This window comes from Muricoprocola aceti, from assembly GCF_025567005.1.
Lineage (GTDB): Bacteria > Bacillota > Clostridia > Lachnospirales > Lachnospiraceae > Marvinbryantia > Marvinbryantia aceti.
Window position 1 is genome coordinate 1 of the sequence record NZ_JAOQKE010000023.1, and the last position, 25,377, is coordinate 25,377.

21 protein-coding genes, 1 tRNA gene and 2 rRNA genes are annotated in these 25,377 nt (G+C 41.0%); 11 read left to right on the forward strand and 13 right to left on the reverse strand.

The genetic code is table 11. The features are described from left to right. Window positions 1–394: 394 nt before the first annotated feature. The 11 genes from rrf to dnaA form a co-directional block, all read right to left on the reverse strand. Window positions 395–512, reverse strand: a 5S ribosomal RNA gene (gene rrf, locus OCV47_RS13515). Window positions 513–579: 67 nt separating this feature from the next. Further along, window positions 580–2,110: ribosomal RNA gene (locus OCV47_RS13520) — 16S ribosomal RNA — on the reverse strand. Between the two features lie 312 nt (window positions 2,111–2,422). After that, window positions 2,423–2,510 (reverse strand) — tRNA-Ser (locus OCV47_RS13525). A gap of 126 nt (window positions 2,511–2,636) precedes the next feature. Beyond that, window positions 2,637–3,395: a type 1 glutamine amidotransferase gene (locus OCV47_RS13530; RefSeq protein ID WP_117449825.1), complete on the reverse strand. Its 759-nt coding sequence runs from the start codon at window positions 3,393–3,395 to the stop codon at window positions 2,637–2,639. 5 nt (window positions 3,396–3,400) lie between these two features. Continuing rightward, a complete protein-coding gene (locus tag OCV47_RS13535) occupies window positions 3,401–4,750 on the reverse strand; it encodes a MurT ligase domain-containing protein (RefSeq protein WP_256298422.1) in 1,350 nt (449 codons plus the stop codon). Between the two features lie 107 nt (window positions 4,751–4,857). After that, window positions 4,858–7,371, reverse strand: a complete 2,514-nt coding sequence (gene gyrA / locus OCV47_RS13540) for a DNA gyrase subunit A (protein WP_262655615.1) — start codon at window positions 7,369–7,371, stop codon at window positions 4,858–4,860. An 11-nt stretch (window positions 7,372–7,382) separates the two neighbouring features. Further along, a complete protein-coding gene (gene gyrB, locus OCV47_RS13545; RefSeq protein ID WP_117449821.1) occupies window positions 7,383–9,308 on the reverse strand; it encodes a DNA topoisomerase (ATP-hydrolyzing) subunit B in 1,926 nt (641 codons plus the stop codon). A gap of 12 nt (window positions 9,309–9,320) precedes the next feature. Then, on the reverse strand, window positions 9,321–10,400 hold the full coding sequence (recF, locus tag OCV47_RS13550) for a DNA replication/repair protein RecF (RefSeq protein WP_117449820.1): 1,080 nt from the start codon (window positions 10,398–10,400) through the stop codon (window positions 9,321–9,323). A 12-nt stretch (window positions 10,401–10,412) separates the two neighbouring features. Further along, window positions 10,413–10,622 (reverse strand): RNA-binding S4 domain-containing protein, encoded by a 210-nt coding sequence (locus OCV47_RS13555; RefSeq protein ID WP_117449819.1) that lies wholly within the window; start codon window positions 10,620–10,622, stop codon window positions 10,413–10,415. A 107-nt stretch (window positions 10,623–10,729) separates the two neighbouring features. After that, window positions 10,730–11,833, reverse strand: coding sequence for a DNA polymerase III subunit beta (gene dnaN, locus OCV47_RS13560; protein ID WP_262655617.1), 1,104 nt, complete (start codon window positions 11,831–11,833; stop codon window positions 10,730–10,732). A 182-nt stretch (window positions 11,834–12,015) separates the two neighbouring features. Then, entirely contained in the window at window positions 12,016–13,362 is a 1,347-nt protein-coding gene (gene dnaA / locus OCV47_RS13565) for a chromosomal replication initiator protein DnaA (RefSeq protein WP_117449817.1), read from the reverse strand. Window positions 13,363–13,902: 540 nt separating this feature from the next. Between dnaA and rpmH the strand changes: the two genes are divergently transcribed. The 5 genes from rpmH to jag are packed head-to-tail and all read left to right on the forward strand — an operon-like array spanning window position 13,903 to window position 16,894. Next, entirely contained in the window at window positions 13,903–14,040 is a 138-nt protein-coding gene (gene rpmH, locus OCV47_RS13570) for a 50S ribosomal protein L34 (RefSeq protein ID WP_117449816.1), read from the forward strand. A 51-nt stretch (window positions 14,041–14,091) separates the two neighbouring features. Continuing rightward, entirely contained in the window at window positions 14,092–14,424 is a 333-nt protein-coding gene (gene rnpA / locus OCV47_RS13575; RefSeq protein WP_117449815.1) for a ribonuclease P protein component, read from the forward strand. Continuing rightward, a complete protein-coding gene (gene yidD, locus OCV47_RS13580; protein ID WP_117449814.1) occupies window positions 14,421–14,663 on the forward strand; it encodes a membrane protein insertion efficiency factor YidD in 243 nt (80 codons plus the stop codon). The genes rnpA and yidD overlap by 4 nt, the downstream gene beginning before the upstream one ends. Then, the gene (locus OCV47_RS13585) at window positions 14,660–15,961 is read left to right on the forward strand and encodes a YidC/Oxa1 family membrane protein insertase (RefSeq protein ID WP_262655618.1); all 1,302 of its coding nucleotides are present in this window, start codon (window positions 14,660–14,662) and stop codon (window positions 15,959–15,961) included. The genes yidD and OCV47_RS13585 overlap by 4 nt, the downstream gene beginning before the upstream one ends. Before the next feature lie 15 nt (window positions 15,962–15,976). Then, entirely contained in the window at window positions 15,977–16,894 is a 918-nt protein-coding gene (gene jag / locus OCV47_RS13590; RefSeq protein ID WP_262655619.1) for an RNA-binding cell elongation regulator Jag/EloR, read from the forward strand. Window positions 16,895–16,936: 42 nt separating this feature from the next. Here the strand turns inward: jag and OCV47_RS13595 are convergent, their stop codons facing one another. Continuing rightward, complete coding sequence (locus OCV47_RS13595; RefSeq protein ID WP_262655621.1) at window positions 16,937–17,230, reverse strand: DUF1292 domain-containing protein; 294 nt, start codon at window positions 17,228–17,230, stop codon at window positions 16,937–16,939. Between the two features lie 184 nt (window positions 17,231–17,414). Between OCV47_RS13595 and mnmE the strand changes: the two genes are divergently transcribed. The 3 genes from mnmE to rsmG all read left to right on the forward strand — a co-directional run bounded on the left by mnmE (window position 17,415) and on the right by rsmG (window position 21,601). After that, window positions 17,415–18,791 (forward strand): tRNA uridine-5-carboxymethylaminomethyl(34) synthesis GTPase MnmE, encoded by a 1,377-nt coding sequence (gene mnmE / locus OCV47_RS13600; RefSeq protein WP_262655622.1) that lies wholly within the window; start codon window positions 17,415–17,417, stop codon window positions 18,789–18,791. 16 nt (window positions 18,792–18,807) lie between these two features. Further along, window positions 18,808–20,703, forward strand: coding sequence for a tRNA uridine-5-carboxymethylaminomethyl(34) synthesis enzyme MnmG (gene mnmG, locus OCV47_RS13605; protein WP_117449809.1), 1,896 nt, complete (start codon window positions 18,808–18,810; stop codon window positions 20,701–20,703). 163 nt (window positions 20,704–20,866) lie between these two features. Further along, complete coding sequence (gene rsmG, locus OCV47_RS13610; RefSeq protein ID WP_331481309.1) at window positions 20,867–21,601, forward strand: 16S rRNA (guanine(527)-N(7))-methyltransferase RsmG; 735 nt, start codon at window positions 20,867–20,869, stop codon at window positions 21,599–21,601. A 119-nt stretch (window positions 21,602–21,720) separates the two neighbouring features. On the opposite strand, the gene OCV47_RS13615 is transcribed toward rsmG, so the two are convergent. Next, window positions 21,721–22,653 carry an alpha/beta fold hydrolase gene (locus OCV47_RS13615; protein ID WP_262655623.1) on the reverse strand — a complete coding sequence of 311 codons (933 nt, stop codon included), beginning with the start codon at window positions 22,651–22,653 and terminating at the stop codon, window positions 21,721–21,723. A gap of 490 nt (window positions 22,654–23,143) precedes the next feature. Between OCV47_RS13615 and OCV47_RS13620 the strand changes: the two genes are divergently transcribed. Genes OCV47_RS13620 through OCV47_RS13630 form a run of 3 tightly spaced genes read left to right on the forward strand, consistent with a single transcriptional unit; the run spans window position 23,144 to window position 25,337 of the window. Beyond that, window positions 23,144–23,917, forward strand: a complete 774-nt coding sequence (locus OCV47_RS13620) for a ParA family protein (RefSeq protein WP_256298402.1) — start codon at window positions 23,144–23,146, stop codon at window positions 23,915–23,917. Further along, a complete protein-coding gene (locus OCV47_RS13625; RefSeq protein ID WP_262655624.1) occupies window positions 23,911–24,816 on the forward strand; it encodes a ParB/RepB/Spo0J family partition protein in 906 nt (301 codons plus the stop codon). The genes OCV47_RS13620 and OCV47_RS13625 overlap by 7 nt, the downstream gene beginning before the upstream one ends. An 11-nt stretch (window positions 24,817–24,827) precedes the next feature. Next, complete coding sequence (locus OCV47_RS13630; RefSeq protein WP_117449805.1) at window positions 24,828–25,337, forward strand: DUF4446 family protein; 510 nt, start codon at window positions 24,828–24,830, stop codon at window positions 25,335–25,337. The last annotated feature ends 40 nt before the right edge of the window (window positions 25,338–25,377 follow it).

Sequence of the window (25,377 nt, forward strand, 5' to 3'; positions counted from 1 at the left end):
CTGGGTTTTTATAGAGTTCATAAATGTTTACTAAACTTTTACTATTCTCTTGGTTGTTACCTTCTTAAAGATAACTTCCTCGGATGTCTCTATCGGCATGGTTAATATCTTTCGATTTAACCATTTGATATTTTGTATTTTCCATATGCGATTTTCAAGGTACAAATTTCATTTGTGACTGAATATTTATCAGTCATTTAAAACCAAAAACCTCTTTCTGATCTTAAATCACTGGTAAAACCAGCTATCATAACAGCACTTCCCTGCTGATTGGGTTGATATCAGGCCGTTTGTGATGGTCATCATTTCGCAAATCCTTTTCCTAATCAACCAAATGGTTTCATCTGACCCGCTATCTGTATCTATATGAAGAAGCAATGCTTCTTTTTTCTTAATCTGGCGGCCACCTGCTCTCCCACACCGTCTCCAGTGCAGTACCATCGGCCGCTTAGGTCTTAACCATCGTGTTCGGGATGGGAACGGGTGTGTCCCCTAAGCGCATCGCCACCAGAAATTTTGTCATCCTTGATGACTGAACAGTGAAACAATCTCTACTTCGTTGATTCTGTTTATCCTTAGAAAGGAGGTGATCCAGCCGCACCTTCCGATACGGCTACCTTGTTACGACTTCACCCCAGTTACCAATCCCGCCTTCGGCAGCTCCCTCCTTTCGGTTGGGTCACTGACTTCGGGCGTTATCGACTCCCATGGTGTGACGGGCGGTGTGTACAAGACCCGGGAACGTATTCACCGCGACATGCTGATTCGCGATTACTAGCGATTCCAGCTTCATGTAGTCGAGTTGCAGACTACAATCCGAACTGAGACGTTATTTTTGGGATTTGCTCCGGATCACTCCCTCGCTTCCCTTTGTTTACGCCATTGTAGCACGTGTGTAGCCCAAGTCATAAGGGGCATGATGATTTGACGTCATCCCCGCCTTCCTCCGGGTTATCCCCGGCAGTCTCTCCAGAGTGCCCATCCGAATTGCTGGCTACTGAAGATAGGGGTTGCGCTCGTTGCGGGACTTAACCCAACATCTCACGACACGAGCTGACGACAACCATGCACCACCTGTCTTCGAGGCCCCGAAGGGAAAGTACATTACATACTCTGTCCTCTCGATGTCAAGACTTGGTAAGGTTCTTCGCGTTGCTTCGAATTAAACCACATGCTCCACCGCTTGTGCGGGTCCCCGTCAATTCCTTTGAGTTTCATTCTTGCGAACGTACTCCCCAGGTGGATTACTTACTGCGTTTGCGGCGGCACCGAAGGACCATGTCCCCCAACACCTAGTAATCATCGTTTACGGCGTGGACTACCAGGGTATCTAATCCTGTTTGCTCCCCACGCTTTCGAGCCTCAACGTCAGTTACCGTCCAGTAAGCCGCCTTCGCCACTGGTGTTCCTCCTAATATCTACGCATTTCACCGCTACACTAGGAATTCCGCTTACCTCTCCGGCACTCCAGCCATACAGTTTCCAATGCAGTCCCGGGGTTGAGCCCCAGCCTTTCACATCAGACTTGCACGGCCGTCTACGCTCCCTTTACACCCAGTAAATCCGGATAACGCTTGCCCCCTACGTATTACCGCGGCTGCTGGCACGTAGTTAGCCGGGGCTTCTTAGTCAGGTACCGTCATTTTCTTCCCTGCTGATAGAGCTTTACATAACGAATTACTTCTTCACTCACGCGGCGTCGCTGCATCAGGGTTTCCCCCATTGTGCAATATTCCCCACTGCTGCCTCCCGTAGGAGTTTGGGCCGTGTCTCAGTCCCAATGTGGCCGTTCACCCTCTCAGGCCGGCTATGGATCGTCGGTTTGGTGGGCCGTTACCCCGCCAACTGCCTAATCCAACGCGGGTCCATCTCATACCACCGGAGTTTTTCACACTGTGCCATGCAGCACTGTGCGCTTATGCGGTATTAGCAGTCATTTCTAACTGTTATCCCCCTGTATGAGGCAGGTTACCCACGCGTTACTCACCCGTCCGCCGCTCAGTCACCAAAGAATTCATCCGAAGAATCTTTCTTAAGTGCTTCGCTCGACTTGCATGTGTTAAGCACGCCGCCAGCGTTCATCCTGAGCCAGGATCAAACTCTCAAAATAAATTTAATCCAGTTCAAAATCAACATACTAGCTAATCTATCCCTTTTACTGTTTTATAAGGTCAGTTCCTTGAATGATAAAACTTTTTTAGAATCTTTCAAGGTTGTTTCACTGTTCAATTATCAAGGTTCTTTATCTCGTTGCTTATCAGCAGTAACTTTGATATTTTATCACTTTTTCAGAACTTTGTCAACTACTTTTTTAACTTTTTTCAAGTTGCTTTTTCGTCTCGGTTCTTCAAGCGAACTTCTATATATTATCATATCTGTTCTTGCTTGTCAACTACTTTTTTAAATTTTTGTAGCTGACTAACGGAGAAAGAGGGATTTGAACCCTCGCGCCGCGCAAACGACCTACACCCTTAGCAGGGGCGCCTCTTCAGCCTCTTGAGTATTTCTCCGGATTCTGAATTCTCATTATTGATATTCAAAATATGCATCAATCACTGACGCATGAGTCATTATACTAAATCTATTTATATTTGTCAATATCATTTTTGAAAGTTTTTTACAGTTTTTTTCATTGCCTATACAAGCTGTTCCTGATTCTGTGGCTTGCTTACTTTCCCTTTGAATCGGTTATAGATATAAGCATTTGCTTCTTTCTCTTCAGTATCATCCAATGCTTTTAAAACCACCGGCTCACCATATTTTCTTTCCAGCGCTTTCTGGATCAGATAATCTGCTACTTCCGGATTCTTTGGCAAAAGTGGTCCGTGAAGATACGTACCAATGACGTTTTTATATACTACACCTTCATAACCACTTTTTCCATCATTACCACTTCCATAAATCACTTTTCCAAAAGGCTTATTATTCTTGATATTGGTTCTGCCGCCATGATTCTCAAATCCTACTACCGGCATAGAAACCAGATCACTTTCCAGTACAATATTATCAATCAGCCGGTAGTCTGTACCTCTGTCTGTATCCAGATCAATGATACCCAGCCCTTCGATATTTCCTTCTGCTGTCGCATAATAATTTCCAAGAAGCTGAAAACCACCACAGATAGCGATCACTACCCCATTATCTTCTACATAGGTCTGAAAAGACGTTTTGATATTTTTCAGTTTATCACATACAAGCATCTGCTCACGGTCTGATCCACCTCCCAGAAGTATAATATCCAGCTTAGAAAAGTCTATCTCATCATTGATTTCATAACAGATAGTCTCTGCCTCTATTCCACGCCACTGGCAGCGTTTCATGAGACACTGGATATTCCCTCTGTCTCCATACAGATTTAACAGATCCGGATATAAATGTCCAATTGTTATCTTCATATTCTTCACCCCTGTTTTCCGCTATATTCTGCTTCTATTTTCTTCAGAATATTATGCGTACTGTAAAGACCGGTATAGTTAACCAGCACATAGAGATTCTTACATCCATGTTCAATCCGGTCTCTGATTGCCTTTTCTACATCCGGCTCCAGACTGGATGAAATGTCCACGTATTTTAATCTCAGTCTCATATCCTGACAACGAATACCGCTTACAATAATACTGTTTATATTGTCTGCCTGGAAACGGTCAAAGTCCACATCCCACAGCCAGGATATATCTGTTCCATCCTGGTCATTATCATTGATGAGAATAATCAGATCTTTCTCTGAAGTATCTTCCATAACTGCTGAAATATTTTGATTAAAACCTGCCGGATTCTTGGCAAGATTCAGGATAATTTCTGTTCCATCGATGGAAAAATGCTCATTTCGGCCATTTTCCGGATTGTATTTTTTCAGTACCTCTACAAAATTCGGTATTTCCAGTCCAGCCTCTCTTGCTGCTGCATAGACTGCCAGAATATTATAAATATTATAAAATCCCCGATAATTTGCTTCAATGTGGCGTCCCTCTACATCAAAAGCAAGATGCTTTCCGGTCTCAATATGAGAAGCATTGTATTTAATCTCCGGACGTTTAAAATCACAGTTACTGCAGTAATAATCTCCCAGCTGGCTGAAATGATAAAAATGATAGTTCATCTTTGCCCCACATTTTTTACAGAACCGTCCCTCTTTGATCTCATTGATCGATTCTTCGAATACTTTCTCACCAATTCCATAAGTCGCATAAGCGTTACCACTTTCCATGGTAACATAAGTAGACAATGCATCATCTGCATTGACAATCACTTTCATGTCAGGTGCCATCTTCATGGCCTCTTTTACCAGATTCATGGTAATGTCTATCTCTCCATAACGATCCAGCTGATCACGGAACAGATTGGTCAGCACACAATAATCTGGTTTAAAATGCGGAAAAATACGAAGTGCAGAAGCCTCATCTACCTCAATACATGCATAATCCGCATCCAGTTTTCCATTCCATCCTGCTGCCAGAACAAAGGCTGCCACACAGCCATTCAGCATATTGGATCCGGTGTGGTTACACACTACTTTTTTATTCTGTGCTTCCAGCGTGGAACATAAAAGATTATTCGTTGTTGTCTTTCCATTTGTTCCGCAGACTACAAAAATCTTTTCTCGTACATCTCCTGCCAGCTCCGATAAAATAGCAGGATCAATCATCAGGGCTATTTTTCCTGCCCAAGTAACCCCCTGTTTTCCAAGCATTCTGCAGATCTTTGCAATAAATTTTGAGGCAAAGACAGCAGTCATTCTGCGTAACTTCATAATTCTATCTCCATTTTGTGGTTTTATCGCTCTTCATTTCTTTGCTTGATTAAGGAAATAAGTACCCTGAAACAGAGTACTTATTGTCCTTTTCTTATCTGAATCTTTTATTCTTCAGTCTCTTCTCCTGCATTTTCTGTTTCGTTCTGACTTTCTTCTGATGCCTCTTCTTCATTTTTAGAGGATTCTCTTACTTTTGCAATACTTGCAATTGTAATTCCATTCTTCAGATCCATCAGTTTTACTCCAGATGTCACTCTTCCCAGTATGGAAATATCACTGCATGGCATCTGAATGATGATACCATCCGTATTGATCATCATGACTTCATTTTCTCTGCTAAGGATCTTCATACCAACTACATTACCGGTCTTTTCTACGATCTTATAGCATTTAATACCTTTTCCTCCACGATTCTGAACTGTGAATTCATTGATATCTGTCAGCTTACCCATACCATTCTCAGATACCGTCAGCATATATTCTCCCTGACTGGACAGCTGCATACCCACTACCTCATCGGTATCCATCAGATTGATTCCAATTACACCCATAGAAGCTCTACCGGTTGCTCTTACATCTGATTCATGGAAACGAATACACTGTCCATACTTGGTTACCAGGAATATATCCTGATCACCATCGGTATATTTTACTTCAATCAGTTCATCATCTTCCCGCAGATTAATGGCTGTCAGACCAGTTTTTCTCATATTCTGGTATTCATCCAGAGAAGTCTTCTTCACCATACCATTTTTAGTAGCCATGAACAGATATGCATTCTCACGATATTCTTTCATAGTCACAATCGAAGTAATCGTCTCCTCCGGCTGAAGCTGCAGAAGATTAATGATTGCAGTTCCTCTTGCAGTTCTGGATGCTTCCGGAATCTCATAGGTCTTCAGACGATAGACTCGTCCTTTATTAGTAAAGAACATAATGGACGCATGGGTATTTGTCAGTATCAGTTCTTCGATATAGTCATCATCCAGCGTCTGCATACCCTTGATTCCTTTGCCACCACGATTCTGACTCTTAAAATTATCTCTGGTCATACGTTTGATATAACCCAGCTTCGTCATAGTGACTACCACTTCTTCCTGTGGAATCAAATCTTCCATGGAAAAATCAGATTCATCGTATCCAATGGATGTTCTTCTGGGATCCGCATATTTGTCACGAATCTCTTCCAGTTCTTTCTTAATCACACCAAGAAGCAAATTCTCATCTGCCAGAATAGCCTTTAATTCTGAGATCTTTTTCTGCAGCTCTGCATACTCATTCTCGATCTTTTCTCTTTCCAGTCCGGTCAGTGCACGCAGACGCATATCTACGATAGCCTGTGCCTGTACATCTGTCAGAGTAAAGCGTTCCATCAGAGATTCCTTGGCACTGGCCGCGCTTCTGGATCCGCGGATAATGCGGATGACTTCGTCAATTTTATCCAGTGCAATCAGTAATCCCTGTAAAATATGAGCACGCTCTTCTGCTTTATTCAGATCATATCTGGTTCTTCTGGTTACCACTTCTTCCTGATGCTTCAGGTAATAGGTGAGCATCTGCAGAAGATTCATGACCACTGGCTGGTTATTATACAGAGCCAGCATAATCACGCCAAAAGTATCCTGCAGCTGGGTATGCTTATAGAGCTGATTCAAAATTACGTTGGCATTTACATCACGGCGCAGTTCGATATTGATCCGCATACCTTCTCGGCTGGATTCATCTGTCAGCGCTGTGATACCATCGATTTTCTTTTCTTTTACCAGATCTGCAATCTTTTCAATCAATCTGGCTTTATTTACCAGATAAGGCAGCTCTGTAACGATGATCCGGGTCTTGCCATTTGGCAATGTCTCCATATTGGTCACTGCACGGACACGGATCTTGCCACGTCCGGTACGATATGCTTCTTCAATTCCTCTGGTTCCCAGAATCTGGGCACCAGTTGGGAAGTCCGGTCCTTTCACAATCTTCAGGATCTCTTCGATCTCAGTATCTCTGCCTTCTTCAATACGGTTATCAATGATCTTAATGACCGCATTGACTACCTCTCCAAGATTGTGAGGAGGGATATTGGTTGCCATACCTACTGCAATACCGGTAGTTCCGTTACACAACAGATTCGGATAGCGGGATGGCAGCACGGTTGGTTCTTTTTCTGTTTCATCAAAGTTCGGTGCAAAATCTACCGTATCTTTATTGATGTCCGCCAGCATCTCCATGGAGATCTTGCTTAATCGTGCTTCGGTATATCGCATCGCTGCGGCACCGTCACCATCCACGGAACCAAAGTTACCGTGGCCGTCTACCAGCGGATAACGGGTAGACCAGTCCTGTGCCATATTAACCAGGGCTCCATAAATGGAACTGTCCCCATGAGGATGGTATTTACCCATGGTATCGCCGACAATACGGGCACATTTTCTGTGCGGCTTGTCAGGCCCGTTATTTAACTCTATCATGGAATAAAGCACTCTTCGCTGAACCGGTTTTAATCCATCTCTTACATCAGGAAGCGCACGGGATGCGATAACGCTCATGGCATATTCGATGTAAGACTGTTCCATGGTCTTTTTCAGATCGACTTCATGTACTTTGTCAAAAATATTATCTTCCACGATCGTTCCTCCTAAATGTCAAGATTTTTTGCATATTTTGCATTTTCTTCAATGAATTCTCTTCTTGGTTCTACCTGGTCTCCCATCAGTGTGGTGAAAGTCAGGTCCAGCTCAGAAGTAGAATCTTCGTCCATATTGACTCTCAGCAGAATTCTCTTTTCCGGATCCATAGTAGTCTCCCATAGCTGTTCTGCATCCATTTCTCCCAGACCTTTGTATCGCTGGATTTTATTATTCTGGTCACGTCCTACTTCCTGAAGGATCTGATCCAGTTCCTCATCAGAATAGGCATACCATACTTTTTTATTTTTCTCCAGCTTATACAGAGGCGGCTGTGCCAGATAGACATGTCCCTGCTTGATCAGTTCCGGCATGAACCGATAGATAAAGGTCAGCAGCAAAGTACTGATATGAGCACCGTCTACATCGGCATCAGTCATAATAATAATTTTATGATAACGCAGCTTGGAAATATCAAAGTCATCATGAATACCGGTACCAAAAGCGGTAATCATGGCTTTGATCTCCGCATTAGAATAAATGCGGTCCAGTCTGGCCTTTTCTACGTTTAAGATCTTACCACGTAGCGGCAGAATTGCCTGGGTGGCACGGGTTCTGGCTGTCTTTGCAGAACCTCCCGCAGAGTCTCCCTCTACGATGTAAATCTCACAGTTTTTCGGATCCTTATCTGAGCAGTCTGCCAGTTTTCCCGGAAGGGAAAGTCCATCCAGTGCTGATTTTCTTCTGGTCAGCTCTCTGGCCTTTCTGGCTGCTTCCCTTGCCCTCTGAGCCAGAATGGACTTCTCCAGAATGATCTTGGCCACCTGTGGGTGCTGTTCCAGATAAATCATCAACTGCTCAGATACGATACTGTCTACCGCACCTCTTGCCTCGCTGTTACCCAGCTTCTGCTTGGTCTGGCCTTCAAACTGTGGCTCTCCAATCTTTATGCTGACAATCGCAGTCAGACCTTCCCGGATATCTTCTCCGGAAAGCGTCTCATTTTCCTTGATCAGTTTATTTAATCTCGCATAAGCATTAAATGTCTTTGTTAAGGCATTCTTAAAACCGGTCAGATGAGTACCACCCTCCGGTGTGGTAATATTATTTACAAAACTGTAGGATCCTTCTGTGTAAGAATCATTATGCTGCATGGATACTTCTACGTATACATCATCTCTGGTTCCTTCACAGTAAATAATATCCGGATACAGAGGAGTCTTGCCTTTGTTCAGGTATGTAACGAACTCCTTGATTCCTCCCTCATAGTGGAAGGTCTTTTCCATCTCCTGACCTTCTCGTTTATCCCTGAGAATAATCTTTACATTCTTGGTCAGAAAAGCCATTTCACGAAGGCGCTGTTTTAAGGTGTCATAGTCAAAAACCGTATCTTCAAAAATCTGCTTATCCGGCAAAAAGGTTACCATAGTGCCGGATTTTTCTTTTTCACATTCTCCAATCACTTTTAACGGATAGCAGACATGACCTCTTTCATAACGCTGGTTGTAGACTTTTCCCTCTTTGTAGATGGTAACCTCCAGCCATTCGGAAAGGGCGTTTACTACTGAGGCTCCTACCCCGTGAAGTCCACCGGATACCTTATATCCGCCACCGCCAAATTTTCCTCCGGCATGCAAAATGGTAAATACAACCTCTACCGCCGGCTTTCCTGATTTATGATTAATTCCTACCGGAATTCCACGTCCGTTATCGATGACCGTAATAGAGTTATCTTCATTGATCGTTACATCAATGGTATTACAAAACCCAGCCAGGGCCTCATCAATTGCGTTATCCACAATTTCATAGACCAGATGATGAAGTCCACGAAGTGAAGTACTTCCGATGTACATACCAGGTCTCTTTCTGACTGCTTCCAGCCCCTCCAGAATCTGAATCTGGTCTGCTCCATATTCATGATTTACTTCTGTTCCCATACATCCTCCTATCTATTCCAACACTTTTCCGTCTACTACATGAAACACTTTATTGATCTGGAATCGGTTTTCCACAAAATCATCCAGACCGGTACAGGTGATCAGAGTCTGAATATCATGGATACTGTCCAGCAAATACCCCTGGCGGTGACTGTCCAGTTCAGACAGCACATCATCCAGCAATAGAATCGGGGTATCCCCCAGTTCCTGCCTGACCAGTTCAATTTCTGATAATTTCAGAGCCAATGCAGCGGTTCTCTGCTGCCCCTGAGAGCCAAACTTGCGGATATCCACATGTTTGATCTGAAAACCAATATCATCCCGATGCGGTCCGATCAGGGATACCTTAAACTTTAAATCCCGGTCTCTGTTTCTTCGCAGGGTCTCTTCAAATGCTTCCGCCTGTACATTTGCATCATAGGTAACCAGAATCTCTTCCCGGTTACCAGACAGCTTTCCATGGATCTCTCTCATGATCTCGTTGAGCCTGCTGATAAATACTGCTCTCTCTTCGATCACTTTTCTGCCATATTCCACCATCTGCATATCCCATATATCCAGTGTATCCATAAAATCAGGTCTGAAACCTATCTCTTTTAATAATTTGTTTCTCTGATTCACTATTTTATTATAATTTGCCAGATTATGCATATAGACTCTGCTTAACTGGCAAAGCTCCATATCCACAAATCTTCTTCTCTCCCCAGGCCCGTTTTTGATAATATTCAGATCTTCCGGAGAGAAAAACACAAAATTCGCCACACCAAACAGCTCGCTGGCTTTTCGGATCGGAACACCATTGATGGCAATCCCTTTGGTTTTATTTTTTCGCAGATGCATATCAATCTTTACCGGAGATCCTCCCCTGATGATCTTCATCCGGATATGAGATTCTTCCTGTTCAAACCGAATCATCTCCCTGTCCTTACTGCTGCGGTGTGACTTGGTCGTCCCGCATACATAGACGGACTCCAGAATATTAGTCTTTCCCTGGGCATTATCTCCGTAAAAAATATTGGTCCCCGAATCGAATTTTAACTTCAGCGATGGATAATTACGGAAATTTTCAAGCTTTATAGAATCAATTATCATATATGCACCAGCTTATTTTTCGATCTTGATGATGCTGCCTTCAAATTCCACTTCATCACCATCGTACAGCTTCTTACCACGCTGCAGTTCTGTCTGGCCATTGACTTTCACCAGTCCATCCTGTATGACAAACTTGGCATCCACACCGGATTCTGCCAAACCGGCAGCCTTCAGAGCCTGTCCAAGCTTGATATATTCCTCACGTAATTTTATGGTTTCCATTTTTGTTCCTTTCTCAGTTTATAATACCACGAATTGTTCCGTGCTTCGCACTCTCACAATTCTATCAAACATTCGGATATCGTAGTCTTTGATTTATTCCCCTGGTATTATATATTAAAGTTAACCGGTAAAATCAGGTAAATATAACTTTCTTTTTCATCCTTGATAAAACATGGCGCCTTGGAATTAACCAGATAAATATGGATATTCTCATCGTCAATAACACGAAGAGCATCAATCAGAAATCTTGGATTAAATCCAATCAGAATATCTTTGCCCTCTTTCTCAATGGCAATGTGTTCATTCATGGAACCGATCTGAGAATTAATCTTCAGTTCCATGTTGGTATCATCAATACCAATGATAATTGGTTTCTTGTCACTTTCTTTAATCAGCAGCGTAGCACGGTCGATACAATTCAGCATTTCTCTTTTGTTAATAGTGATCCTGGTCTCATAATCACTGGACAGCATCTGATCAATGCGGAAATAGTCTCCCTCGATCAGACGGGAAACTGCAATTGTATCATCGAATTCAAACAGAATATGATTCCTGGTAAAGTAAATGTTGACAACATCATCTACTTCGCCAGATAAGATTTTACTGATTTCGATGAGTGTCTTTCCTGGAACGACAACCTTGCGGTTTTCATAGTTCTCCTTCAATTCGATTTTACGAATTGAGATGCGATGACCGTCCAGAGATACGACTTTCAGGATATTATCTGTGATTTCAAACAACTCACCGGTCATCATCTTGTTATTTTCATTCTGTGCAATAGAGAAAATGGTCTGACGAATGACTTCTTTCAGAGTAAACTGAGACACACTGATAGAATGATCTTTTTCCACAAAAGGAAGATACGGATAATCATCTCCTGCTTTACCGGAAATGTTGAACTGTGAATTTTCACAGGTTATCAACGCCTGATAACGGTCATCTGTCGAGATGGTAATATCGCTGTCAGCCAGTTTACGGATAATTTCAGAAAAAAGCTTTGCTTCCAGGGCAATCACACCTTTTTCCACAATCTCTCCTTTTACAATAGTTTCAATACCAAGCTCCATATCATTGGTGGTAAATTTTATTTCTCCTTTGGAAGCATCAATCAGGATGCATTCCAGAATTGGCATTGTGGTTTTGGAAGGCACAGCCTTCATCACAATGTTAATGCTTTTCATTAATTCGGACTTAGAACAAACGATTTTCATAGCCGATGCTCCTTTCAGCTTAGTGCGTATGTAATTAAAAAAGATTAGTAGCCGTCGTCATAGGGTCTGTGGATTTGTAGATAAGTGCCTTTTCCCCCGTATTTAAGGGAAAAAACGACGGTATAACTATGTGAGAAACTCACAAAACTCCCCTTTTTCAAGGTGGATAAGTGTGGATAACTCTAATTTGGGTTAATCTTCTTTATTAAAATATCTACCGTATTACGGATATTATCATTTGTTGCAATCTCATCTTCAATGGTCTTGCAGCCATGGATAATCGTGGAATGATCCTTGCCGCCAAGGAGTGTTCCCAGTTCTTTATACTTAATCTGTGTCATTTTTCTGCAGAGATACATGGCGATCTGTCTTGGAAGAACGATTTCTGCATTTCTCTTGGAACCCTTGATGTCATCTTTGGAGACATGGAAGTGCTCACTGACGGTATCGAGAATATATTCAGGCGTAATGACCTTCTTTTCATCTGGTGAAATGATGTTTTTTAAGGCTTCTTTGGCCAGTTCCAGATTGATTTCCCTCTTATTTAAATTACCGAAAGCAACGACAATGTTCAGAGCACCCTCCAGTTCACGGATGTTGGACTTCACATTGGTCGCAATATATTCGATGACGGAGTTATCTATGGTATAGCCATCCAGTTCTTCCCGTTTTTTCAAAATGGCCATACGTGTTTCGTAATCCGGAGAGGAAATATCGGCGATCAGGCCCCATTCAAAGCGGGACTTCAGGCGGTCTTCCAGGGTGATCATCTCTTTTGGCGGCTTATCTGAGGAGATAATGACCTGTTTTCCTGCGCTGTGAAGATCGTTAAAAGTATGGAAAAATTCTTCCTGTGTAGATTCTTTTCCTATAATAAACTGAATATCATCTATAAGGAGAACATCAATATTGCGGTATTTGTCGCGGAATTTGGACATAGCAGCACTGTTACCGCTTCGGATATTGTCAATTACCTCATTGGTAAAGGTCTCACTGGTCACGTAGAGTACCTTTTTTTCCGGATCCTGGTCTAAAATAAAGTGGGCGATGGAATGCATCAGATGGGTTTTTCCCAGTCCAACACCTCCGTAAATAAACAGCGGATTATATACTTCACCCGGTGATTCTGCCACTGCAAGGGAAGCTGCATGTGCAAAATTGTTATTTTTTCCTACCACAAATGTATCAAAAGTATAACGTGGGTTCAAATTCGCCTTTTCTAAAAGCAGATTTGTTTTTTCCACATCTTTCGCTTTTGTTTCCTGTGTCTTTATATTTTCAGGAAGAATAAAGTCCAAAGAGCAGTCAAGACCGGTCAGTTCGGCGATGGCTACTTTTATAGGAAGCGTATATTTTTTCTGAATATAATTGATCTTCATCTGGTCATCGACCAGAATAGTTACAATATTATTCTCAAAACTGTGGACTTTTAACGGTTGTAACCAGGTATCAAAGGATACCTTTGACACTTCATGTTCGACCATAACATGATTCAGAATAGCATCCCAGTTTTCTTCTATTACATTCATGAAAATTCTCCTTTTGCACATAAAATCTCTGTTTATAATATTAAACCAAATTCCATTAATGCGCAATCAAAAGTTTAAAGGAATGTGTATAATTATGTGTAAAACCCCTTTTTTATGGAAAAATGGTGGTTATACACACATTATTTACAAAAAAATGTGGCTCATGTGGATTGTGAAGTGGAAAATGTGAATTTGTGAATGGAGCTGTACACATCATCCACATGCGTAAATACAAGGCATTTCGTGGACAAGATTTATTTATACACACGTTATCACCGAGTTATTCACAAGTTATCCCCACAATGTGGATAACTTTGTGGGGAATATTCACACGATCCACATAAAACTGGAGAACCAGCAGGAGTGCGCCCAACCACAGGCGGATTGAAAAGCTGTGATAATTTTTTTATAAATCAAGATAAATTACTTGACGAACCCTGTTTTTATGAATATAATTGAAATGATGTTTTTCTACGTAAATTGAAGAATAATTACCAATAATGATAAATGTTTGGTTAGAAGAAGGAGGTGCCCGGAACTATGGCAAAGATGACATTTCAGCCTAAGAAGAGACAGAGATCTAAAGTACACGGATTCAGATCCAGAATGAGTACTCCAGGCGGAAGAAAAGTATTAGCTGCAAGAAGAGCAAAAGGAAGAAAAGTTTTATCAGCATAGGCCGCATTTTTGTGGCCTTTTCTTCATATTAAGGGGAAAAAACACGAAAATATGAAATTTTCAGAGTCTTTAAAAAAGAATCGTGATTTTCAGATGGTATATCATCAGGGAAAATCGCAGGCAAATAAGTATTTAATTATGTATGCGTTACAGAATGCTGGAACCAGGAATCGCCTGGGAATATCTGTAAGCAAAAAAGTAGGAAACAGCGTAGTGAGACATCACCTTACCAGACTGGTAAGAGAAAGTTACCGTCTGAATGAAGAACAATTTCAGTCAGGGTACGATTTAGTCGTAATCGTAAGACCTTCCGCGAAGGAGAAAAGCTATCATGAAATAGAGAGTGCATTACTGCACCTGGGAGGGAAACTAGGTATCAGATGAAACAGTTATTGATTCTTTTGATCAGATTTTACCAGAAGTATTTATCGCCGATGAAGACAACCAGATGTCCGTATGTGCCAACCTGTTCGCAGTATGGATTAGAAGCGATACAGAAGCACGGTGCAATCAAAGGAAGTATTCTGGCAGCCTGGAGAATATTAAGATGTAATCCCTTTTCACATGGTGGAATCGATCCGGTTCCGGATGAATTCTTATCTTTTAGGAGGAAAAAAATTTGAAAACAACAGTACTTACCAAAAGTAATGTGTTTATTATAGGACCAGTAGCCACGCTTCTTGGTTTTATCATTAATGCACTTTACTTATTCCTGAGTGGGGCATTTAATATTCAGAACATCGGTCTGTGTATTATCTTATTTACCATTGTGATCAATGTATTAATGCTTCCACTGACGATCAAACAGCAGAAGTCATCAAAGCTGACACAGGTTATGAATCCAGAGCTTCAGGCAATTGCCAAGAAGTATAAGAACAAAAAAGACCAGGCTTCTATGATGAAGATGCAGGAAGAACAGCAGGCTCTGTATGCAAAATACGGTATCTCACCAATGGGAAGCTGCCTGCCAATGCTGATTCAGATGCCGATTCTGTTCGCTATGTATCAGGTTATCTGGAAAGTGCCTGCATATGTAAAGAGTGTATACGAGATGTATACCGCACTGGTAAATGATGTACTGGCATCTGCTCAGATGCAGACATTTCTGTCTGATTTTGCTACCAATGCCAGAGTAAATCTGGATAAAGTAGGATTTACCAGTGATTCTGTGGTAGATATTCTGCATAGTATGACACCGGCGAACTGGGCGGCGTTTGCAGATAAATTTCCGGATTATAAGACTGTAATCGAACAGACCGCAGCACAGGCTGCACATGTAAACAGCTTTTTAACAATTAATATTACAGACTCACCGTTCGCTATTATTAAAAACAGTTTTGCAAATCATCAGTGGCTGGCACTTGTCATTGCCATTCTGATTCCGGTACTTGCAGGTCTGACTCAGTATCTGAATACCAAGCTGATTCCTCAGCCGGAAACAACTGGAGATGATGCCAACAGCGCAATGAATTCTTCTATGAAGACCATGAATACGATGATGCCATTGATGTCTGTATTTTTCTGCTTTACATTTTCCACTGGTATCGGTATCTACTGGGTAGCAAGTTCGGCAGTAAGATGCGTGATTCAGCTCATTGTAAATAAGCGTATGGAAAAAGTAGACATCGAAGAGATGGTAAAACAGAACATGGAAAAATACAATGAGAAGCGCGTTAAACAGGGGCTGCGTCCGGAAAATATCAGTGGCCAGGCAAAGAAGAACCTGAAGAACCTTCAGAATCCGGTAGTGGAAGATGAAGAGGCTATTCGCAACAAAAACGAAAAGAGACTTCAGAGTATGAAGGATTCTACAGAATATTATAACAAGGCTGCAAAACCTGGAAGTATTGCATCCAAAGCAAGAATGGTAGAGCAGTACAATGAAAAGACGAACAAGAACGCAAAAAGCTATAAAAAGTAGAGGGAGATTCGAACAATGGAAGAATATATTACCGTCACCGCCAAAACGGTGAAAGATGCAATCCTGGAAGCATCTTTGAAGCTGGAAACATTCCGTGATAATATCGAATACGAAGTAATCGAAGAAGGAAGTACAGGATTCCTTGGATTCGGAAGCAAGAAAGCGATCATCAAGGCAAGAAAGAAAGTTGCAGTGGAAGATATTCTGAAAGAGGAAGTAAAAGAAGAAAAACCTGCAAAGAAAGAAAAACGAGAATTTAAAAAAGAGAAAAAAGAGTTCAAAGAAAACAAGAAGGAATTCAAAAAGGAAAAGAAAGAAAGACCTGAACGAAAAGAATTCCGTCAGGAAGAGCCTGTTGCAGTAAAGGAAGAAACAACCGTTGCAGCAGAGCCAGCAGCAGAACCGGTGCAGGAAGCTCCAGTTGAAGTAAAAAAAGAACGTAAAGTTGTACCGCTGACTCCGGAAGAAAAGGAAGAAGCAAAGGAAAAGGCAGTAAAATTCCTGAAAGATGTATTTGCATCCATTGAGATGGAAGTAGAAGTACATGTAGAATTTGAAGATGAAGTATTGACTGTGGAGATGTCCGGAGAGGATATGGGTGTCCTGATCGGTAAGAGAGGACAGACACTGGATTCTCTTCAGTATCTGACCAGTCTGGTAGTCAACAAAGGAAAATCTGGTTATGTACGTGTGAAAGTAGATACTGAGAACTACAGAAGCCGTAGAAAGGAAACACTGGAAAACCTGGCAAAGAATATTGCATACAAGGTAAAGAGAACAAGAAGGCCGGTATTCCTTGAACCGATGAATCCTTACGAGAGAAGAATCATTCATTCTGCACTGCAGAACGATCCTTATGTAACTACTCACAGTGAAGGAGAAGAACCTTACCGTAAAGTCGTTGTTACATTAAAGAGAAATAATAACCGTTAAATCAATGGGGCGGGAACCAATGGTTCCCGCCCTCATTTTGTCTTAGTCAAGCTCGGTATAGAAATCAACAACAGCGTTGTATTTTTCATCGTCATCAATGACGGTGAGAACGATCTCTTCATCGGTACAGGTATCATCTGCTTCAGATCTCATGAATAACATATGTTCCGGATCATCTGTTACGCTGTCCCCTTCGATTTCACCAAGTAATACAAACTTTTCAGAATCTATCTCGAATTCATCCAGGATTGCGAATTCTACTTCGCTTCCGTCATCCATCTCCAGAGTGACGGTATCAAATTCTTCCATATTTTCATTATTTTCAGTTGTGCCCATTTGTATAATCTCCTTATCATAATAATATGTAACTGTGAAGGTACTGAATAGTTACAATAATTCAATGAGTTGTTAACAGTGTAACACAGAAGATACGGAAAAAGCAATAAAAATAAGGATTTGTGGTTTGTATTATAAAATAAAATCTGCTATACTGTTTAAGATATTTTAGGAGGAGTGCTTCATGTTTCACGCAGACACAATTGCAGCAATCTCGACTGGAATGACCAGTTCTGGTATCGGTATTGTACGTATCAGCGGACCGGATGCGGTAGAGATTGCAGATAAAATATATGATTCCAGAAATGGAAAGAAGCTGGCAGATATGCCGACACATACGATACATTATGGATACATCAGAGACGGAGAAGAGTTTCTGGATGAGGTCCTGGTGATGCTTATGAGAGGTCCGAGGAGCTTTACCTCTGAGGATACCGTAGAGATCAACTGCCACGGAGGCGTATACGCCATGAATCGGATTCTGGAGCTGGTAACCCGCAAGGGTGCAAGACTGGCTGAACCAGGAGAATTCACGAAGAGAGCATTCTTGAATGGCAGAATTGATCTGTCTCAGGCAGAGGCTGTGATAGATGTGATCAATGCCAAGAATGAATATGCACTGAAAAGCTCTGTCAGTCAGTTAAAAGGATCTGTGTTGAAAGCGGTCAGGGAGATACGGGAAAAGATTATTTATCATATTGCCTATATTGAATCAGCGCTGGATGATCCAGAACATATCAGTCTGGATGGATATCCGGAGCAGCTGGAAGAGCAGACAGAGCAATGGATAGAAAAGATCACATCACTGATTGCTTCTGCTGAGAATGGAAAACGCATGAAAGAGGGGATACGAACCGTCATTGTAGGAAAGCCAAATGCCGGGAAATCCTCTCTGTTGAATGTTCTTCTAGGGGAAGAACGAGCTATTGTAACGGATATTGCTGGAACTACCAGAGATGTGCTGGAAGAGCAGATGAGTCTGTCTGGAATCAGTCTGAATATTATCGATACCGCAGGTATCCGGGAAACAGAAGATGTAGTAGAGAAGATTGGTGTAAAAAAGGCAAAGACCTATGCAAAAGATGCAGATCTGGTTATTTATGTGGCAGACTCCTCCACGCAACTGGATGAAAACGATGAAGAGATTATGGAACTGATCCGTGACAGAAAGGCAATTGTGCTTTTGAATAAAATGGATCTGGATCTGGTGACGACAGAAGAGATGATCCGTGAGAGGCTGGATAAGCCGGTGATACCGATATCGGCAAAAGAGGAACAGGGAATTGACCGGCTGGAGCAGACGATCAAAGATATGTTTTATGATGGGAATCTCTCTTTTAATGATCAGATATATATTACAAATATGAGACAGAAAGCAGCGCTGTCAGAAGCGCTGGAGAGTCTGAAACAGGTAATGACAAGCATTCAGAATCAGATGCCGGAAGATTTCTTCTCCATTGATCTGATGAATGCATATGAAGAACTTGGCAGCATCACCGGAGAATCAGTAGGAGAAGATCTGGTTAATGAGATTTTCAGCAAATTCTGTATGGGAAAGTAAGTAAGAGGACAAGAAAATGAATCATTTAGAAGTAACTACAGATGTGGTGGTAGTAGGGGCAGGACATGCAGGCTGTGAAGCTGCGCTTGCCTGTGCAAGATTGGGGCTGAAAACGGTGATGTTTACCGTCAGCGTAGACAGTATTGCACTGATGCCATGTAATCCCAATGTAGGCGGAAGCTCCAAAGGTCATCTGGTCAGAGAGATTGATGCACTGGGTGGAGAAATGGGAAAAAATATTGACCATACATTTATTCAGTCTAAGATGCTGAATGGCTCTAAAGGGCCTGCAGTGCATTCATTGAGAGCACAGGCAGATAAACGTGACTATAGCAGCAGGATGAGAAAAACTCTGGAAAATACGCCTAATCTGACCATCAAGCAGGCTGAAGTAACAGAGATCATTGTGGAAGACGGTGTTCTGACCGGTGTGAAAACATTTTCCGGTGCAGTATATCACTGCAGAGCGTGTGTATTGTGTACAGGTACTTATCTGAAAGCCAGATGTATTTACGGAGATATCAGTAATTACACCGGTCCAAACGGGCTTCAGGCGGCCAATCATCTGACAGATTCTCTGAAGGCTCATGGAATTGAAATGTATCGGTTTAAAACGGGAACACCGGCGCGTATTGACAAAAGAAGTATTGATTTCTCCAAGATGGAAGAGCAGTTTGGCGATAAGAGGGTAGTGCCGTTTTCTTTTTCTACTGATCCGGAAGAGGTACAGATTGATCAGGTATCCTGTTGGCTGACTTATACTAATGAGAAGACGCATGAGATCATTCGGGCCAATCTGGACCGTTCCCCATTGTATTCCGGCATGATTGAAGGAACCGGGCCACGCTACTGCCCATCTATTGAAGATAAAGTGGTAAGGTTTGCAGATAAAAACCGACATCAGGTATTTATAGAGCCAGAGGGACGTTATACGAATGAGATGTATGTAGGGGGAATGTCCAGTTCTCTGCCGGAGGATGTGCAGATTGAGATGTATCGTTCTGTGCCAGGACTGGAGAATGCAGAGATTGTGCGTAATGCCTATGCCATTGAGTATGACTGTATCAATGCAAGACAGCTGAAGCCAACGCTGGAATTTAAGAATATTCAGGGATTATTCAGTGGAGGACAGTTTAATGGAAGTTCAGGATATGAGGAAGCCGCCGCACAGGGGCTGGCTGCAGGAATTAATGCTGCACTGAAGACGCTTGGTCGGGAACAGGTGGTATTTGACCGTTCAGAGTCCTATATTGGAGTATTGATTGATGATCTGGTTACAAAGGATAATAAAGAGCCATATCGTATGATGACTTCCCGGTCTGAGTATCGTCTGCTTTTACGTCAGGATAATGCTGATCAGCGTCTGACGCCTCTGGGACATAAGATAGGACTGATTGATGATGAGACTTATCAGCAGCTTTTGGAAAAGGAAAAACAGATCGCAGAAGAGACCAGACGTGTAGAACATCTCAATATTGGAGCTAATCCAAAGGTTCAGGCATTTCTTGAGGCACATAACAGTACCCCTCTGAAGACTGGAACGACACTTGGCGAACTGATTCGCAGACCGGAACTGGATTATGAGATGCTGGCAGAACTGGATCCGGAACGTCCACTGCTAAATCGTGGTGTGGATGAACAGGTGAATATTAATATCAAATACGAAGGTTATATCAAGCGCCAGTTAAAGCAGGTAGAGCAGTTTAAGAAGCTGGAGAACAAAAAGATCCCTGAAACGATCTGTTATGAAGAGATTCATGGACTTCGTATCGAAGCACAGCAGAAATTGAATTTATTCCGTCCAATTTCTGTTGGACAGGCTTCCAGAATCTCAGGAGTTTCACCGGCAGATATTTCTGTCCTTTTGATCTATATGGAACAGATGAATCGGCATCCGAGACATGAAGAATAAATAAAAATGTATATATAAAGCACTTTGTATACAAAGATAAAAATGTATCTATAAAAATACATAAAATGATAAATAACGACAGATATTGTATCTGTATAGATACAATATCTGCAATATAAGTAATGTATATATAGATTTCAAAAATAGTAGAAATGAGGTAACTATGTCGGAATTTGAATCATACGATATGACAAAATTTCTGGAAAACTGTGAAAAAATGAATCTGACTTTATCCACAGAGCAGCAGCAACAGTTCGTACGCTATTATGAATTGCTTGTGGAATGGAATTCTTTTATGAATCTCACTGGTATTACAGATTTTCAGGAAGTTCTGCAAAAACATTTTGAGGATAGTCTTGCTTTGGTAAGGGGGGTGGATCTGTCTGCTGTAACATCTGTTATGGATGTGGGAACAGGGGCAGGATTCCCTGGATTACCATTAAAGATTGCTTTTCCACATTTGAAGATTGTATTGCTGGATTCTCTTGGAAAGCGTGTAAAATTCTTAAATCATGTCATAGAAGAACTGCAGCTGGACAATATTACAGCAATACATGGAAGAGCAGAAGATTTTGCGAAAGAAGCCGAATACAGGGAGCGGTTCGATCTGGTTGTTTCAAGAGCAGTAGCTAATTTATCTTCTCTTAGCGAATATTGTATACCGTATACAAAAGTGAATGGAATATTTGTTTCCTATAAGTCAGGAAAGATAGAAGAAGAACTGGAACAGGCAAAAAAAGCAATTTTCCTGTTGGGAGGTAAGCTGGATCATACTGTAAAATTCCAGTTGGAAGGCAGTGATATTGAAAGATCGCTGGTAATCATAAAAAAGCATGAAAAAACGGCAAAAAAATATCCAAGAAAAGCTGGAATGCCATCAAGAGAGCCATTGTCTTAAACAAATACCCTGAAAAAGAGGAGAATCATAAATTTTATGATTCTCCTCTTTTTTCTTTGCAGAATGAAAATACATTCTGCGCTATTAGTATAGTTAATTTTTGTACGCTGTACTAGATTTCAAAGTAATGATAATAATTTCGCAGGTGCTTCCAAATGTGGCAGCATTTTCGTCTTAGAAATATAAGAAACTTTGGTTACTGGATTTAACTTTTGGTAAGATGCAGCAATATTTTCTGCATTTGCCAGTTCTTTACCAAAGATCAGTTGAGTATCTTGCGTCAGACTGGAAAATGCAAGATTCACATTTGCATTTATATAATTTCCATGCAGGCTGGCGAGCAGAAAACGTCCGCTTCCCTGATTCCAATGCGCAGATTCATAGTAAGTATGCATAACTTTAGAAGATACCAGAAATGGATTATAAAAGTATTCTTCAGTAAAGTTATATTCGATTTCATTCTCAGAACAGAAAATATAATACAGGAAAGTACCAAGAATAGGGCAATTCATAATGGATTTGGTAAATTTGGCTGTATTTAATGGAATCGTTGCCAACTGTGATGGGCTCTGAGGATTTATAAAGGTTAATTTGGTAAATTTGTCCGGATATAAATGTGCTGCCATAGTAGCAAAGGATGAGGAGATACCTGTGGCCGTGACAGCGGTCGGCTCCTGTATAACGTCAGTTACAAAGTCAGATAACAGTTGTGTATAAAAGTAATTCACATAGGTGATGTGAGGCTTTGCGGAACGGCCACATCCTGGTAAATCAATAGCATAGACAGTATGAGACTGAGAAAGATCCTCGATTACCTCATTCCACTCTGCGCTGGATGAACTTGGATAAAGATCATGAATCAGCAGAAGTGGATCACCATGTCCTTGTTTTGTATAATAAATCGAACCATGTTTCCAGTTATAATAATAACCAGAATTAATTTTTAATAATTTTCGAAGTAAAGCGGAAGATTCAACAAACTTGTTAGCAAAGTACATAACAATGCCAGCAAAGATACCAAGCTTTAGTAATGTCTCTAAACGTTTCTTCATTATAAGATCCTCCATTTTTGGATAAACATGTTATATCATATAACGTAACTGTTTAGTACCTTGCGGGACAGTAGGTTCTGAATAGTTACCATATAATTATAGTATAAACGAATTCTTCCAGGTATACAATGAAATTTTCAAAAAAGAGAAAATTATACGAAAATGTCTCAATGTTTCACGTGAAACATTTTTTGATGCGTGAAACAACATTTTTCATATCTGTTAAGTGCTTTCATAGATACGAGGGCAAAATTCAGTAAAATCGTCTCATGCAATGAAAATTTGGCATACATATATCGAAATTTTGGTATTTTCATGCCAAAATACTTCACAGAACAGTGAGTTCTGAACAGTTATCATTTTTCATAAATGTTTCACGTGAAACATTTATTCTTTGTATAGATTTCATTTTCTATCTATGATATACTTTCTTATAGAAATCAAACAATTTAAAAATTAGAAACTGTAGAAATAAAAGGGGATAAATGATATGGGAAGAGCAATTGTAGTTGCGAACCAGAAGGGTGGCGTAGGTAAAACTACAACAGCAATCAACCTTGCAGCATGTCTGGCTGAAGCGGGACAAAAAGTGTTGGCAATTGATATGGACCCTCAGGGAAATATGACCAGCGGACTTGGAGTGGATAAGGATGCCATTGAGAACACGGTGTATGAACTACTTTTAGGGGAAAGTAGTGTGGAAGATTGTCTGCAGAAAGAAGTAATAGAAAATTTGTCTGTGATAGGATCTAATATCAATCTGTCTGCAGCAGAGATCGAATTGATAGGAGAAGAAGAAAAGGAATATATTTTGCAGAAAGCAATAGCACCTATTAGAGATAATTATGATTTTATCATTATTGACTGCCCGCCATCACTTAGTATGCTGACTATTAACTCCATGTGTCTGGCAGATACTGTTCTAGTCCCGATTCAGTGTGAATACTATGCACTGGAGGGATTGACCCAGTTGATTCATACGATCAATCTTGTACAGGAAAGATTGAATCCATCTTTAGAGATGGAAGGTGTGGTCTTTACCATGTATGATGCCAGAACAAACCTGTCACTTCAGGTTGTGGAGAATGTGAAGAATAATCTGAACCAGACTATTTATAAAACAATTATTCCACGAAACGTCCGACTGGCTGAGGCACCAAGTTATGGAATGCCGATTAATCTGTATGATACAAAGTCAGCAGGTGCAGAAAGTTACAGATTGCTGGCAGAAGAAGTGATACATAGAGGAGAAGAAGAATGGTAGCAAAAAAATCTGGATTGGGGAAAGGCCTGGATGCGTTGATTCCAGCGGGAAATAAAAAGGCACCGGTAAAAAAAGAGACAGAACCGGTGATTATTGAGAAGATTGTAGAGAAAAAAGGTGTCGAGACACTGAAGATTACAGAAGTGGAGCCGAACAGAGAACAGCCACGAAAAAACTTCAATGAAGATGCACTGCTGGAATTGTCAGATTCGATTAAACAGTATGGAGTGATTCAGCCACTGATCGTACAGAAAAAAGGAGATCATTACGAGATCATTGCAGGGGAGAGAAGATGGCGAGCAGCAAAAATGGCTGGCATTAAAGAGATTCCGGTTATCATCAAAGACTATAGTGATCAACAGGTAATGGAGATTTCTTTAATTGAAAATATTCAGCGTGAGGATCTGAATCCAATTGAAGAAGCAATGGCATATAAGAATCTGATGGAAGAATTTCACCTCAAGCAGGATGAGATCGCAGAAAAGGTGTCCAAGAGTAGAACAGCAGTGACGAATTCTATGCGTTTACTGAAACTGGATAAGAGAGTTCAACAGATGATGATTGATGACATGATATCTGCAGGTCATGCGAGAACTTTGATTACCATTGAGGATCCTGATGTGCAATATAATATTGCAACGAAGATTTTTGATGAAAAACTCAGTGTCAGAGAAACAGAAAAAATGGTGAAACTGATTCAGAAGCCAGAAGTAAAGAAAGAAAAGGCTGAGAAAGTAAATTCCTTTATCTATAAGGACATTGAAGAAAAGATCAAAGCAATTTTAGGTACGAAAGTAACTGTGGATCACAGATCTAATAACAAAGGACGGATTTCCATTGAGTATTATTCCAATGATGAACTGGAGAGAATACTGTTTTTACTGGAATCCATTAATTAAGAGGAGAAAACATGGAAAATTCTATTTTAAATGATCTGATCATCGATCCTGGATATATCCTTATCCTGATGATGGTCATGATTGTCATACTTTTTGTGTTGCAGGTCAAGAATTCTTTTAAAATTGATCGCTTTATGAAGAAATATAAGAGCTTTATGCGTGGAAAAGATGGAATTTCTCTGGAAAAGACGATTCTGAGAAATATCAATGAAATCGATATGTTGATGGAATCCAGCAAAAATCATATGGAGCAGATCAGGCAGTTAAAGGAGATACAGCTTCATACGCTGAATAAAACAGCAATTGTGAAATACGATGCATTTAAAGAAATGGGCGGAAAGCTGAGTTTTGCATTGGCCATGTTAGATCAGGAAAATAGTGGATTTGTGTTAAATGCGATCCACAGCAGGGAAGGATGCTATACTTATATTAAGGAAATTGTAAAAGGTGAGTCTTATATTGTTCTTGGAGAAGAAGAGAAGGAAGCACTAAGACAAGCGGTAAATATGTATGTAGAATAAAAAAGAGTTGTGCACAGAAAAAAATGTGCATGACTTTTTT

What these genes read in the sequence shown, in the direction of transcription:
- gyrB (WP_117449821.1), bottom strand. Translation starts at nt 9,308, where the DNA reads ATGGGAACAGAAGTAAATCATGAATATGGAGCAGACCAGATTCAGATT.
- jag (WP_262655619.1), top strand. Translation starts at nt 15,977, where the DNA reads ATGGAAGAATATATTACCGTCACCGCCAAAACGGTGAAAGATGCAATC.
- rsmG (WP_331481309.1), top strand. Translation starts at nt 20,867, where the DNA reads ATGTCGGAATTTGAATCATACGATATGACAAAATTTCTGGAAAACTGT.
- OCV47_RS13555 (WP_117449819.1), bottom strand. Translation starts at nt 10,622, where the DNA reads ATGGAAACCATAAAATTACGTGAGGAATATATCAAGCTTGGACAGGCT.
- recF (WP_117449820.1), bottom strand. Translation starts at nt 10,400, where the DNA reads ATGATAATTGATTCTATAAAGCTTGAAAATTTCCGTAATTATCCATCG.
- dnaA (WP_117449817.1), bottom strand. Translation starts at nt 13,362, where the DNA reads ATGAATGTAATAGAAGAAAACTGGGATGCTATTCTGAATCATGTTATG.
- OCV47_RS13625 (WP_262655624.1), top strand. Translation starts at nt 23,911, where the DNA reads ATGGTAGCAAAAAAATCTGGATTGGGGAAAGGCCTGGATGCGTTGATT.
- OCV47_RS13530 (WP_117449825.1), bottom strand. Translation starts at nt 3,395, where the DNA reads ATGAAGATAACAATTGGACATTTATATCCGGATCTGTTAAATCTGTAT.
- OCV47_RS13630 (WP_117449805.1), top strand. Translation starts at nt 24,828, where the DNA reads ATGGAAAATTCTATTTTAAATGATCTGATCATCGATCCTGGATATATC.
- OCV47_RS13620 (WP_256298402.1), top strand. Translation starts at nt 23,144, where the DNA reads ATGGGAAGAGCAATTGTAGTTGCGAACCAGAAGGGTGGCGTAGGTAAA.
- mnmE (WP_262655622.1), top strand. Translation starts at nt 17,415, where the DNA reads ATGTTTCACGCAGACACAATTGCAGCAATCTCGACTGGAATGACCAGT.
- yidD (WP_117449814.1), top strand. Translation starts at nt 14,421, where the DNA reads ATGAAACAGTTATTGATTCTTTTGATCAGATTTTACCAGAAGTATTTA.
- dnaN (WP_262655617.1), bottom strand. Translation starts at nt 11,833, where the DNA reads ATGAAAATCGTTTGTTCTAAGTCCGAATTAATGAAAAGCATTAACATT.
- OCV47_RS13535 (WP_256298422.1), bottom strand. Translation starts at nt 4,750, where the DNA reads ATGAAGTTACGCAGAATGACTGCTGTCTTTGCCTCAAAATTTATTGCA.
- rpmH (WP_117449816.1), top strand. Translation starts at nt 13,903, where the DNA reads ATGGCAAAGATGACATTTCAGCCTAAGAAGAGACAGAGATCTAAAGTA.
- rnpA (WP_117449815.1), top strand. Translation starts at nt 14,092, where the DNA reads ATGAAATTTTCAGAGTCTTTAAAAAAGAATCGTGATTTTCAGATGGTA.
- mnmG (WP_117449809.1), top strand. Translation starts at nt 18,808, where the DNA reads ATGAATCATTTAGAAGTAACTACAGATGTGGTGGTAGTAGGGGCAGGA.
- OCV47_RS13615 (WP_262655623.1), bottom strand. Translation starts at nt 22,653, where the DNA reads ATGAAGAAACGTTTAGAGACATTACTAAAGCTTGGTATCTTTGCTGGC.
- OCV47_RS13595 (WP_262655621.1), bottom strand. Translation starts at nt 17,230, where the DNA reads ATGGGCACAACTGAAAATAATGAAAATATGGAAGAATTTGATACCGTC.